At 63.4% G+C, this 13,093-nt stretch carries 11 protein-coding genes; 6 read left to right on the top strand and 5 right to left on the bottom strand.

Going from position 1 to position 13,093, the window contains the following annotated elements; translation table 11 throughout:
* Positions 1 to 860 precede the first annotated feature (860 nt).
* The 3 genes from N2605_RS10425 (at position 861) to N2605_RS10415 (ending at position 4,045) form a co-directional block, all read left to right on the top strand.
* The gene (locus N2605_RS10425) at positions 861 to 1,967 is read left to right on the top strand and encodes a TRAP transporter substrate-binding protein (RefSeq protein ID WP_036006206.1); all 1,107 of its coding nucleotides are present in this window, start codon (positions 861 to 863) and stop codon (positions 1,965 to 1,967) included.
* Between the two features lie 93 nt (positions 1,968 to 2,060).
* Positions 2,061 to 2,624, top strand: a complete 564-nt coding sequence (locus tag N2605_RS10420) for a TRAP transporter small permease subunit (protein ID WP_085968941.1) — start codon at positions 2,061 to 2,063, stop codon at positions 2,622 to 2,624.
* A 26-nt stretch (positions 2,625 to 2,650) separates the two neighbouring features.
* The gene (locus N2605_RS10415; protein ID WP_225127319.1) at positions 2,651 to 4,045 is read left to right on the top strand and encodes a TRAP transporter large permease; all 1,395 of its coding nucleotides are present in this window, start codon (positions 2,651 to 2,653) and stop codon (positions 4,043 to 4,045) included.
* Between the two features lie 73 nt (positions 4,046 to 4,118).
* On the opposite strand, the gene N2605_RS10410 is transcribed toward N2605_RS10415, so the two are convergent.
* From N2605_RS10410 to N2605_RS10400, 3 genes are all read right to left on the bottom strand, one after another.
* Positions 4,119 to 4,523: a YccF domain-containing protein gene (locus N2605_RS10410; protein ID WP_025034957.1), complete on the bottom strand. Its 405-nt coding sequence runs from the start codon at positions 4,521 to 4,523 to the stop codon at positions 4,119 to 4,121.
* A 171-nt stretch (positions 4,524 to 4,694) separates the two neighbouring features.
* A complete protein-coding gene (locus N2605_RS10405; RefSeq protein WP_260346519.1) occupies positions 4,695 to 6,239 on the bottom strand; it encodes an acyl-CoA synthetase in 1,545 nt (514 codons plus the stop codon).
* Positions 6,240 to 6,379: 140 nt separating this feature from the next.
* On the bottom strand, positions 6,380 to 7,189 hold the full coding sequence (locus N2605_RS10400; RefSeq protein WP_260346518.1) for a crotonase/enoyl-CoA hydratase family protein: 810 nt from the start codon (positions 7,187 to 7,189) through the stop codon (positions 6,380 to 6,382).
* Positions 7,190 to 7,305: 116 nt separating this feature from the next.
* Here N2605_RS10400 and N2605_RS10395 point away from each other — a divergent pair, with 116 nt between their 5' ends.
* Together N2605_RS10395 and N2605_RS10390 are read left to right on the top strand one after the other, a co-directional pair.
* Positions 7,306 to 8,178, top strand: coding sequence for an SDR family oxidoreductase (locus tag N2605_RS10395; protein WP_036023013.1), 873 nt, complete (start codon positions 7,306 to 7,308; stop codon positions 8,176 to 8,178).
* A gap of 297 nt (positions 8,179 to 8,475) precedes the next feature.
* Complete coding sequence (locus tag N2605_RS10390; RefSeq protein WP_260346517.1) at positions 8,476 to 10,053, top strand: fatty acid--CoA ligase; 1,578 nt, start codon at positions 8,476 to 8,478, stop codon at positions 10,051 to 10,053.
* Positions 10,054 to 10,195: 142 nt separating this feature from the next.
* Here the strand turns inward: N2605_RS10390 and N2605_RS10385 are convergent, their stop codons facing one another.
* On the bottom strand, positions 10,196 to 11,470 hold the full coding sequence (locus N2605_RS10385; protein WP_260346516.1) for an acyl-CoA dehydrogenase family protein: 1,275 nt from the start codon (positions 11,468 to 11,470) through the stop codon (positions 10,196 to 10,198).
* 210 nt (positions 11,471 to 11,680) lie between these two features.
* Here N2605_RS10385 and N2605_RS10380 point away from each other — a divergent pair, with 210 nt between their 5' ends.
* Positions 11,681 to 12,460, top strand: coding sequence for an enoyl-CoA hydratase-related protein (locus tag N2605_RS10380; protein WP_036016254.1), 780 nt, complete (start codon positions 11,681 to 11,683; stop codon positions 12,458 to 12,460).
* A gap of 252 nt (positions 12,461 to 12,712) precedes the next feature.
* Here the strand turns inward: N2605_RS10380 and N2605_RS10375 are convergent, their stop codons facing one another.
* Entirely contained in the window at positions 12,713 to 13,090 is a 378-nt protein-coding gene (locus N2605_RS10375) for a DUF6285 domain-containing protein (protein ID WP_260346515.1), read from the bottom strand.
* Between the last annotated feature and the right edge of the window lie 3 nt (positions 13,091 to 13,093).

The following is a 13,093-nucleotide window of genomic DNA, read 5'->3' as shown; positions in this document are numbered from 1 at the left end:
AGGGAAGGCCGGGCGCCAGCCGGCACCCAAGGTCCGCACGCGACAAGACGCACGCGGGGTGACCACAGGTGATGCCGGAACATCCCGGCCTTCCCTGCGCAATGGTTTTACGGCTTATGGCGCGCTCTCCCCGGGGAGCGATGCACTATTGCCCCCCGTCGCCTTGCGGATCACTGATGCGCGCACCCGGTCGGGCCGCTTCACCACCGCAAGCCTTGACGCACAGACCCCGGGCGTCAGGACCACACGCTTTTGCCGTCCGCGGACGTCTCTCCCGGACTGTCGGAAGCTCGCGCGTGCTCGCCCCCAATGCCGAAAAGCAACGTTGTGACCACACCGTGTCGTGCCGCGGATCGCGATGGCTCACGGGTTTGCCCGCCCTGCCATCCCGTCACGCGCCGGCGCTGCCGCGTCCATCGCATCCTGGCCTACGTATCGTGACGATCGCGAAACGTCCCTTTGACGAGCCGGGATGTGCTGCGGTTTACCCGAAACAGCGAATTCGGTCAATCAGAATATTTGCACTCCCGCCACTTGACCTGCATTGGCGTGTTTTGCCCGTCGGGCAACGCGAGGCATGGTGTGCGCCGCATCGCCTGGCCGCGTCCCGCCGCAGCCAAAGGCGCCCCCGGCGTCTGGTTTGCCACCGACAGCCCGCGCAACAAACGAATGAGGTTCGTGGCCAAGAGCTGACGTCTCGACCATGTCCAATTCCAGCGCTTGCTACGGCCAGAAAGCAAGATGACAACTTGCGGCGATGGTGGCAGAATGATGACAGACGTGGTTTGAAGACTTGGCGACCAAGAACAACGAAGAGAATAGTTCGCCGCGGTCACGTTGTCCAAGGGAGGAGATGGCTCATGAAACGCATGTTTCTGGGACTGGTCGCCGTTGCCCTGATCGCTTCGGCGTTTGTCGTATCCACCACAACAGTCATGGCGCAGACGAAGGTGTTGAAGATGCAGGCCACATGGCCGGCGTCGCTCACGCTCTATGACAACTTCACCTATTTCGTCGATCGAGTGAACAAGCTGTCAGCCGGCGCGCTGAAGATCGAGGCGATGCCCGCCGGCCAGGTCGTGCCGGCGTTCGAGGTGCTGGACGCAACCAACAAGAAGGTGCTCGACGGAGCGCATGCGTGGGCCGGCTACTGGACCGGCAAGAACAAGACCGCGATCCTGTTCACCGGCGGTCCCGGCGGCACCTTCGGCATGGACTTCATGGACGTGATGGGTTGGCTCTATCACGGCGGCGGCCTCGAGCTTTACAACGAGTTTTATCAGAAGGAGCTCAAGCTCAACCTCGTCGTGTTTCCAATCCTGCCTGCAGGGCCGCAGGCGTTCGGCTGGTTCAAGAAGCCGATCCAGACGGTCGAGGACATGAAGGGCATGAAATGCCGCCAGACCGGCATGGCCGGCGAAGTGTGGCAGGCGCTCGGCTTCACGGTGGTCAACATGCCGGGCGGAGAAATCATTCCCTCCGCGCAACGCGGCGTGATCGATTGCGCCGAATGGGTCGGCGGCATCGAGGACATGCAGCTCGGCTTCCACAACGTCTGGAAGTATCACTATTCACCCGGCTTGCATGAGAACGTGACGGTCGGCGAGCTCGTCATCAACGGCGATGTGTGGAAGGAGCTCAGCCCGCAACATCAGGAGATCATCAAGTCGGCGGCCAACGAGACATTCCTCGTCTGGTGGACCAAGTGGCAGCGCCAGAACGCCGATGCGCTGATTGAGATGCAGCAGAAGCACGGCGTACAGATTCTCCGCACGCCGACGGAGATCCTGCTGGCCTTCATCAAGAAATGGGACGAGATCGCGGCCGCCGAGGGCGCCAGGAACCCGTTCTTCAAGAAGGTGCACGACTCGCAGAAGGCGTATGCCAGCGCTGTGGTGCCGTACAAGAGGTCTTACTTCCCGCCATACTCCTTCATGGCGAACTACTATTTCCCAACCGAGAAATAGGACTCCTCCGAGGGCGGCCGATTTGACCGCCCTCAATTCGCACGCAGGCGGCCTGCTTTGCGCCGCACGAATGATCGGCGAAAGGGGCGAGGCATGGCTGAGATAACAGGCGGGCAGCCACCGGCGCTTCTGGCTATCATCAGGATGATCGACGGCTTCACCGACCGGACCGGCACGATCATCTCGTGGCTCTCGGTGCCGCTGGTTCTCGCCGTCGCCTATGAGGTTGGAGCGCGTTACCTGTTCAACGCGCCGACCATATGGGCCTACGACGCAACCTACATGCTGTACGGCTCGCTCTTCATGCTTGGCGCCGCTTACGCGCTGCACAAGGGTGCTCATATCCGTACCGACTTCTTCTGGGAGAAGTTCTCGATCCGTAGGAAGGGCTGGATCGATACGATCTCCTATGTCGTCTTCTTCTTCCCGAGCCTGATCATGCTGTTCCTGATCAGCTGGAACGAATTTCACTACGCCTGGCTGATCAACGAGACTTCGGACCAGACTCCCTGGCGGCCCGTGCTGTGGCCGTTCAAATTCGTCGTGCCGCTCGCCTGCCTCCTGCTGCTGGTCCAGGGCGTGTCCGAGTTGATCAAGAGCATCTACATGGCGCGCACCGGCGTCGAGCTGGAGCATAAGGAGAAAGTCGAGATATGACCGCAGAAGCGCTCATCGGCCTCATCATGCTGCTGGTGCTGCTGGGCGCGATCTTCATCGGTGTGCCGATCTCGTTCACGTTGCTGTTTCTCGCCTTCTCGTTCGGCTACTGGGGCATGGGCGGGACGGTCTTCGAGCTTGGTTACTTCCAGACCATCGGCATGATGAAGGAAGAACTTCTCGCCGCCGTACCGCTGTTCATCTTCATGGGCTTCATCACCGAGCAGGCGGGACTGATGGAGCGCCTTTTTACGGCGTTCCGCATGCTGCTTGCGCCGGTGCGCGGCGCACTCTTCCTCGTCGTCATCCTGACCTCGACCGTGTTCGCGATGGCGACAGGCATCGTCGGCGCAGCCGTCACCGTTCTTGGCATCATGGCATCGCCGATCATGACGAAGGCGGGCTATGATGCCAAGCTTTCAGCGGGCACCATCACGGCGGGCGGCACGCTCGGTATTCTCATTCCCCCGTCGGTCATGCTGATCGTGATGGGGCCGGTGCTCGGGGTTTCGGTCGCCGATCTCTATGCTGCAGCCTTCGGACCGGGCTTTCTGCTGGCCGGCGTCTACATCATCTATCTGATGGGCCGCTCCTTCATCAATCCCAAGCTCGGGCCGCCAGTGCCAAAGGATGAGCGGATCTACTCCGCTGGATACATTGCACGCGAGGTGGCCGTCGGAACGCTGCCGCTGCTCGGGCTCATCACGGCGACGCTCGGCTCGATCATCGGGGGGCTTGCGACGCCGACGGAGGCCGCCGGCATCGGCAGCGTCGGCGCGCTGATCCTGGCCATCGCATATCGCAGGTTCTCGCTCAGCGGACTGCAACGGGCGCTGATCTCGACGATGGCGACGTCGAGCATGGTCCTCCTGCTGGCGGTCACGTCGAACATTTTCGGTGCGGTGTTCGCCCGCCTTGGCTCAGCGAACTGGATCACCGAGACGATGCTCGGCCTGCAGTTGCCGCCGAGCCTCATGCTGATTGTCGTGCTCCTTCTCATTTTCCTGCTGGGGTGGCCGTTTGAGTGGCCGGCCATCATCCTGGTGTTTCTGCCGATCTTCTATCCTGTCGTGAAAGGCATGGGCATCGACCTCATATGGTTCGGAGCGTTGGTTGCGGTGGTGCTGCAGACCGCTTTCCTGTCGCCGCCCGTCGCCATGTCAGCGTACTATCTCAAGCAGGTGGTCAAGGGCTGGAGCCTCGGAACGATCTACGCTGGCATGTTCCAGTTCATGGTGCTGCAGGTGATCTGCGTTGGCCTGATGATTGCCTTCCCCGGCATTGCGACCTGGTTCCCACACACGCTGCATGAAGCATCTCGCAGCCAGGTGATCCCGGAGGAGTACAGAAAAATCCTGGAACAGCAGAAACAAGCACCGTCCCTGGAAGACGAGGACTGGTTGACACCAAAAAAGAAGTAGCCCGCGTGATTGAATCCGCGACGGCGCCGCACGGCTCCGCTCTGCCGCCGAACGCCGACGTTGAGGCAACGTCCTAAGCCGGCACGATCACCTTGCCGATCGGCCAGAGCGCGATGCCGGCGAGCTTCAGATGGGCCCAGGCGAAGGGGATGCCGATGATGGTGACGGCGAGGACCAGCGCGGTCAGGAGGTGACCGAGTGCCAGCCACCAGCCGGCGAGCACGAACCAGACGATGTTGCCGATCACCCCGAGCGGGCCGGTGCCGATATCCTCGACGCCGGTGACATCGTAGCGGTTGACCGCCCGGGAGCCGAACGGCAGCAGCGTGTAGACGGCGATGTTGAACGCCGCCCGCGCCCAGGGCAGGCCGATGATGGTGATCGCCATGACGATCGCGGCGATCAGCCAGCCGAACGCCATCCAGGCGCCGCCGATGAGGATCCAGAGGATGTTGAGCAGGATGGAAACGGGGGCCATGGGACGATCCGGAGGTGGATGATCCCATCCATATAGGCTCGGAATTTGTTCGTGCCAGGACGCTTCCAGCGCGCGGGGCGTAGCCCGGATGGAGCGAAGCGTAATCCGGGATGATCTTTCCACGGCGAGAGATCCCGGATTACGCTTCGCTCCATCCGGGCTACGAAGTAGCTAGATCTTCCGGCCCGCCTGCTCCCAATAGGGATCGCGCAGGCGGCGCTTGAAGATTTTTCCGGAATCTTCGCGCGGCAGGCCGGTGCGGATCTCGATGTGCTTGGGCACCTTGTAGTCGGCCAGATGCGCCTTCAGCGCGGCGCGGACATCGGAAGCAGCGAGCGTGACCCCGGGTTGCGGCTCCACCACCGCCATCAGCGCCTCGCCGAACTCGGCGTCGGGGATGCCGAACACGGCGCAATCATGCACGCCGGGCACCGCATGCAGCACGGATTCGATCTCGGCCGGGTAGATGTTGACGCCGCCTGATATCACCATGTCGCGCTTGCGGTCGCAGATGAAGACGTAGCCGTCTTCATCGATATAGCCGACGTCGCCGGAGGTGATGAAGCCGTCGCGGTCGATCTCGGCGCGCTTCTCCGGCTTGTTGTGATAGGTGAAATCGGCCATCTCGGCCATGCGCGAATAGATCTCGCCGATCTCGCCGACCCCGAGCACGCGTCCGTCGTCGCCGACGAAGCGCAGCTCGGCGCCCGGCGAGATCCTGCCGACGGTGCCGGGCTTCTTCAGCGCATCCTCGGAGGTTGCGAAGGTCACGGCGCTGGATTCGGTCGAGCCGTAGAACTCGTAGATCACCGGCCCCCACCATTCGATCATGGCGCGCTTGACGTCGGCCGGGCACGGCGCGGCGGCGTGGATGACGTGGCGGAGCGAGGAGACGTCGTACGTCCTGCGCACCTCCTCGGGCAGCTTCATCAGGCGGATGAACATGGTCGGCACCATGAAGATGGTGTCGATCTTGTAGTGCTCGATCGCCTGCAGAAATTCCTCCGCCTCGAAGCGCGGCATCAGCACCAGGACGCCACCGAGCTTGCCGGCGCGGATGCCGAACGAGTTCGGCGCGGAATGATAGAGCGGCCCCGGCAGCAGTGCACGGGCGCCGGGCTTAAGCCCATAGATCATCGCACGCATGCGCTCACCGGCAGCCTGCTGCTCCGGCGTCGGCGCGTTGCGGCGGACGCCCTTGGGATGGCCTGTCGTGCCCGACGTGTAGATCATGTTCATGGGCTGCGGCACGATCGGGCCGTCATAGGGCGGGTGTTGCGCAAGCCAGGCTTCGAAATCGATCGCGAAGTCCGGCTTCGTCAGATGATCCGGATCGATCTTGTAGTTGGAGCGGATTTCCGGCGGCGTCGGCACACTGAGCGCGGTGACTCCCTCAGGAATCGCATCGCGCAAACCGTGCAACATGTCGGCATGAGCGATCAGCACGGCGGCGCCGGAATCCTTCAGGATGTAGGTGATCTCCTCCGGCTTGAAGTGCCAGTTGATCGGCACACCATAGGCGCCCAGCCGCATCGCGGCGTAGGAGGCTTCGAGGAAGGCGATGTCGTTGCGCATCAGCATGCAGACGCTATCGCCCTGGCGGACGCCGATCTTGGCGAGGCCGGAGGCGATGCGGTCGGCGCGCTCAGTGACCTCGGCGTGAGAGCGGCGGCGCTCGCCGGAGACGATGCCGAGGAAGGGGTGGGTTTGGCTCATTGTTGTTTTTCTTTGTTGTTGTTTGTGCCGTCATTCCGGGTCGATGCGCAGCATCGAACCCGGAATCCATTTCACAGCGAACGATGCGGCTCGACGGATTCCGGGCCTGCGCCTACGGCGCATCCCGGAATGACCCAAAGCTAATCCGCAAAATTCGGCGCGCGCTTCTCCAGGTTGGCGCGCACGGCCTCGGTCTGGTTGGGGCTGCCGATCAGCTTCTGCTGCTCGACGGATTCGGCGAGCAGCGCCGGGCCCGGATCGACCGAGAGATTGTTCAGCATCCGCTTGGCCGCGCGGATCGCATCGGGGCTTTTCCCTGCGATCTCGCGCGCGACATCAAGCGCCGCAGCGCGCGGATCGTCGCAGATGCGCGTGGCGAGGCCGTAAGCCAGCGCCTCCTGCGCCGAGAAGATCCGCCCGGTGTAGGTGAGATCGCGCAGGATGTCATCGCGCACCAGCGAGGCCAGGATCGGCGTGCCAGCCATGTCGGGCACGAGGCCCCATTTGATCTCCATGATCGACATGCGCGCATCCGAGCTGAGAAAGCGCATGTCGGCGCCGAGCGAGAGCTGGAAGCCGCCGCCGAAGGCGACGCCGTGCACGGCCGCGATCACAGGCATCGGTAGCTGGCGCCAGCCCCACACCGCCTGTTGCGCGAAGTTGGCCTTGCCATATGTGCGCACCGTGAGATCGCGATTTTCGCCACCCGGAATTCCGTTGCCACCCTTCTCCTTCATGGCGGCAAAACGCCCCATGTCCAGCCCGGCGCAGAAGGCGCGGCCTTCGCCCGAGAGCACGACGGCGCGCACGCCCTTCGCCTTCGACAGCCGGTCGGTTGCGGCGACGAGGGCCTCGAACATGGGCTGATCCAGCGCGTTCATCTTGTCGGCGCGCACCAGGCGCACGTCGGCAACGCCTTCCGAGATCGAGATCGAGACGCGATCGTCCATGGACGAATTCTCCCCTAGTTCTTGCCTGTTCTTGTTCAGTGCCGCTTTACAGGACGCCGGCGGCCGGATTTAGTCAATCGACCAATTAACTGACAATCGCGACAGAGGAAACAGCCATGTTCAAGGAAAATCTTCTGGCGGGCCGACGCATTCTCGTGACCGGCGGCGGCACCGGTCTCGGCAAATCGATGGCGGCGCGCTTTCTCCAGCTCGGCGCCGAGGTGCACATTTGCGGTCGGCGCAAGATCGTGTGCGACGAGACCGCAACCGAGCTGATGGATCTCTACGGCGGCCGCGTCACCAGCCACGGCGTCGACATCCGCAACGCGCTCGCAGTCGAGGAGATGATCGAGAGCATCTTCCGCGATGGCCCCCTCACCGATCTCATCAACAATGCGGCCGGCAATTTCATCTCGCGGACCGAGGAGCTCTCGCCGCGCGGCTTCGATGCGGTCGCCAACATCGTCATGCATGGCACGTTCTACGTGACACATGCGGTCGGCAAGCGCTGGATCGCCTTGAAGCAGCCCGGCAACGTCGTCTCGATCACCACGACCTGGGTGCGCAACGGCTCGCCTTACGTGGTGCCCTCGGCGATGAGCAAGTCGGCGATCCACGCCATGACGATGTCGCTTGCCACCGAATGGGGACGACACGGCATCCGCCTCAACACCATCGCCCCGGGCGAAATCCCGACCGAGGGCATGAGCAAGCGCATCAAGCCCGGTGACGAAGCCGGCGCGCGCACCAGGGCGATGAACCCGATGGGCCGGGTCGGCACCATGGAGGAACTGCAGAACGTCGCGGTGTTCCTGATCTCCGGCGGCTGCGACTGGATCAACGGCGAGACCATCGCCATGGACGGCGCCCAGGCGCTCGCCATGGGCGGCAACTTCTACCAGCTCCGCGACTGGAGCGACGACGACTGGAAGACCGCGCGCGAGAGCATCATGGCGCAGAACGAGAAGGACCGCGCGAAGCGGGGATGACGGCGCATTGCAAATGCGCGGACATGTAAGGGGCTGACGTTTTCACCACGCCCCCAGTTGTCGTCCCCGCCTAGTGCGCAAAGCGCACGGGGGCGGGGATCCATAACCACAGGGAGCAGTCGTGGCGCGAGACAGGTAACTGCGTGTCTTCGCCAAACAACTTCCTGTGGCTATGGGTCCGGATCTGCGCGCGCTTGAGGCGCGCGCTTGTCCGGGACGACAGCGGAGCCCATCTTGTCTTCACCGGCGGATGACGCCACACTCCCGGGCATAAAAACAAACGCCTGCGGGAGAAACATGTCCACACAGAAACTGGCGAACCTCGCCGACATGGTGCGCGAGCGTGCAAAGAGCCGCGGCAGCGCCATCGCCTATGAATTCGAGGGCCGCACCACCAGCTTCGCCGAGTTCGACGCCAAGTCCAACAAGGTCGCGAACGCGCTCCTCGCGATGGGCGTGAAGATGGGCGACCGCATCGCCTATCTCGGCAAGAACAGCGACATCTATTTCGAGCTCCTGATGGGTGCGATGAAGGCTGGCGTCGTGATGGCGCCGGTGAACTGGCGGCTGGCAGGGCCCGAGGTCGCCTTCATCGTCTCGGATTGCAGGGCGCCGGTGCTGTTCGTCGGGCCGGAGTTCATCACTCAAGTGCGCCAGATCCGGGAGCAGATACCAAGCGTGCGCACCGTCATCACCACCGAGGGCGGCGCGCCGGAATGGCCGGATTTTACGGCATGGCGCGATGCGCAGAGCGGCGATGATCCGAAGGTGCCGATCGACACCACGGACATCGCGATCCAGCTCTACACGTCGGGCACGACGGGCAAGCCGAAGGGCGCGATGTTGTCGCATGCCAACTTCCTCAACCTGGTGCAATCCGGCAATGCCGAGGACAAGCCGGAGTGGAACCGGTGGTCGACCGACGATGTCTCGCTGGTGGCGATGCCGATCTTTCACATCGGCGGTTCGGGGTGGGGCGTCATGGGGCTCTATCACGGCGCCCGCGGCGTGATCGCGCGCGAGTTCGACCCGACCAAGGTTTTGGATTTCTTCGAGCAGTCCGCCATCACGAAACTGTTCATGGTGCCGGCGGCGATGCAGTTCGTGGTGCGGCAGCCACGCGCCAGGACGGTCGACTTCTCGCGGCTGAAATACATGCTGTACGGCGCCTCGCCGATTCCCGCAGCGCTGCTGAAGGAATGCATCGAGGTCTTCAAATGCGGCTTCGTGCAGCTCTACGGCATGACCGAGACCACCGGCACCATCGTCGCGCTGCCGCCGGAGGATCACGTCGAGGGGCTGGAGCGGATGCGCTCGGCCGGCAAGGCGCTGCCGGGCGTCGAGATCGCGATCCTGGATCCGGAGGGCAAGCCGCTGCCGCCGCGGCAGGTCGGCGAAATCGCAACGCGCTCGGGCTCCAACATGGCCGGCTACTGGAACCTGCCGGAGGCGACCGCATCCACGCTGCGCAGCGACGGCTGGCTGCGCACCGGCGATGCCGGCTACATGGACGAGGACGGCTATCTCTACATCCATGACCGCATCAAGGACATGATCATCTCCGGCGGCGAGAACATCTATCCGGCCGAGGTCGAGAGCGCTCTGTGCGACCACCCCGATGTCGCGGAAGCCGCCGTGATCGGCGTGCCTGACGACAAATGGGGCGAAGCCGTGAAGGCGATCGTGGTGATGAAGCCGGGCAAGCAGGCGACTGCCACCGAGATCATCAACTTCACCCGGACGCGCATCGCCGGCTACAAGACGCCGAAGAGCGTGGAATTCCTGCCTGCGCTGCCGCGGAATCCGTCTGGCAAGATCCTGCGGCGGCAGCTGCGCGAGCCGTATTGGGCGGGGAAGGATCGGCGGGTGAATTGATCCGCGGTGCCGTAGGGTGGGTTAGCCGTAGGCGTAACCCACCTCTTTGCAATCCACGCGGATGGCGCTGGTGGGTTACGCCCTGCGATCGCGCTTCGCGCAATCGCAGCGCTAACCCACCCTACGATAGCAGTGCGAGCCTCTAATGCTTCCCCGGCCCCATATAGCCGAATAAGAACCCCGCCACTTTCCGCATCTGGATCTCCTCGCTGCCTTCGGTGATGCGATATCTCCGGTGGTGGCGGTAGATGTGCTCGAACGGCTTGTGGCGTGAATAGCCCATGCCGCCATGGACCTGCATGGCGCGGTCGGCGGCCTCGCAGCAGAGGCGGTTTGCCCAATAATTGCACATCGAGACCCGGTCGGACAGGGTGCGCTCGATTTGCTCCTCGTCGAGCTGGTCCATCTCCCAGGCGGTCTTGCGGATCAAGAGGCGCAGCATCTCGGCTTGCGTGGCGAGCTCGACCAGCGGGAACTGGATCGCCTGGTTCTCGGCCAGTGCCTTGCCGAACGGTTTGCGCTCACGCGCGTATTTCACACTCTCGTTGATGCAGTAGACCGCGGCGCCGAGTGAGCTTGCCGCCTGGCGAATGCGGTTCTGGTGCACGAAGCATTGCGCCAGCGACAGGCCGCGGCCGACCTCGCCGAACAGCGCATCCTCCGGCACGAAGACGTCGGTGAAGCTGACGCGCGGATGGTCGGTCGGCATGTTGAAGGTCCACATGTACTCCTCGACCTTCACACCATGGGTCTTCGCCGGCACCAGGAAGCAGGTGACGCCGCGGGCGTCGCCATCGTTGCCGCTGGTGCGCGCGAACAGCGCGCAGTGCGTGGCGACATGCATGCCTGTCGTCCACATCTTCTCGCCGTTGATGATCCAGCCCTTGACGTTGTCGCGCGTGGCTGCCACCGCGCGCGTCTCCATGTGGGTGGCATCCGATCCGTGATGCGGCTCGGTCAGGCCAAAGGTGATGCGGTACTTGCCCCTGATCGAGCCGTCGATCATCGCCTTCTGGTCGTCGCGGCCGTAGCGGTCGAGCATGGTGACGACGGGGAAGTTGCCGACGATGGAATGCTCGTTCTGGAGGTCGTTATGCAGGCCGAGGCCCTTTGCGGCAAAATGCTCGCGGATCACGGCCATCCAGAGGTTGGAGCCGTCCTTGCCGCCATATTGCTTCGGCACAGGAAAGCGCAAATGCCCGGCGGCATCCGCAAGATCCTTGGCCTTGCGCAGCAGCGCCTCCCATTCGTGACGCGGCAGGCCGCCATTGTCGAAATCGGTGCGCGCCCATTCGCGGCGATGGTCGAAGAAGCGGATGTTGTCGTCGGCCCGTTCCAGCGGCTTGATCTCGCGTTCGATGAAACGGTCGAGCTCTCCGAGATAGGCGACGAGATCGGCAGGCAATGAGAAATCCACAGGTTCTCTCCCGGATTGATTTTATCGTTTTGCGTTAAGGCGCTGGGCGCATTCTTGCTTGGTGCGATTAAGGTGAGAAGAGCGCGTGCAAGTCAAGCAAGCCGAGATGTGAGGAGCGCAAGGCGCGCCCGCGCAATTCGATGGTGCTCTGGCGCACCCGCACGGTAGTATGGCGCCAATATTCTTCGAAAGAAAATCCGGGAGCGCGCGATGGAGCTGAAATTCTCAAAGGTGGAACGCAAGGGGCCGATCACGATCGTGACGCTGTCGCGGCCCGAGGTCTACAACGCGCTGCACACCGATGCGCACTTCGAGCTTCAGAAGGTGTTTGACGATTTCTCCGCCGATCCCGAGCAGTGGATCGCGATCGTCACGGGCAGCGGCGATAAGGCGTTCTGCGCCGGCAACGATCTGAAGTGGCAGGCAGCGGGGGGAAAACGCGGCTGGGACAAGGGCGGCTTCGCCGGCCTCACCTCACGCTTCGACTGCGACAAGCCGATCATCGCCGCGGTGAACGGCGTTGCCATGGGCGGCGGCTTCGAGATCGCGCTCGCCTGCGACCTCATCATCGCCGCGGAGAACGCGACCTTCGCCCTGCCCGAGCCGCGCGTCGGCCTTGCCGCGCTCGCCGGCGGCTTGCACCGGCTGCCGCGCCAGATCGGACTGAAGCGCGCCATGGGCATGATCCTCACCGCGCGCCATGTCAGCGCCAAGGAAGGGCTCGAGCTCGGTTTCGTCAACGAGGTGGTGCCGCAGGGCGAGGCGCTCGCGGCCGCGCTGCGCTGGGCCGAGATGATCGCCAAGAATTCGCCGATGTCGATCCGGGCCTCGAAGCAGGCGATTCAGAAGGGGCTTGGCGTGTCGCTGGAGCAGGCGATCGCGGAGCAACGGGACTATCCGGCCGTGCAGGCGATGGTCGCCTCGCAGGATTATATCGAGGGCCCGAAGGCGTTTTCCGAGAAGCGGCCGCCGAAATGGGTGGGAAAGTAGGAAACGGGTCTCCCCACTCGTCATTCCGGAGCGCGCCGACAGGCGCGAGCCCGGAATCCATTGAGCGACAGAACGTGCGGATGAATGGATTCCGGGTTCGTCGCTTCGCGACGCCCCGGAATGACGGCGGAGAGAGGAGCGCCCCCTCTCTCAACACTGTCATTGCGAGCGTAGCGAAGCAATCCAGGCTGCCCAGCAGAGACAGTCTGGATTGCTTCGTCGCAAGGGCTCCTCGCAATGAGGGGGAGAGACCTACCCGCTTCGTCCTAGTTCGCGCTTGTACGAGGCATAATTCGGCTGATCGACCGCCAGCTTGTCCATCGTGGTTGCCCACAGGTGCTCGGCGAAGCCTGGGGTCGCGAGATCCATCTCCCCGCTCGCGATGCGATGTGCGAGAACACGGTTGAGCTCCATGACCGAGCCGTCGATGCCGAGCAGCGCGCGCAGGCGCTCCACCTCCTTCGCATCGCTTCCCTCCTCCCGCGTCAGCTGCCGCGTGACGAGGTCGAGGATGTTGATGGCGACGCGCAGCTTGAAGGCTTGGTGGCCGGAGATCAGCGGCGTGATGTCGCTGCGGAGGAAATCGGCGACTGCCTTGGTCAGCTCGATCGGGGTCGGCTCGTCCTGCATGTG

The organism is Bradyrhizobium yuanmingense (assembly GCF_025200905.1).
Classification (GTDB): domain Bacteria; phylum Pseudomonadota; class Alphaproteobacteria; order Rhizobiales; family Xanthobacteraceae; genus Bradyrhizobium; species Bradyrhizobium yuanmingense.
Note: the sequence above shows the minus strand (reverse complement) of the source record. Positions and strands in the feature narration are given on the sequence as shown.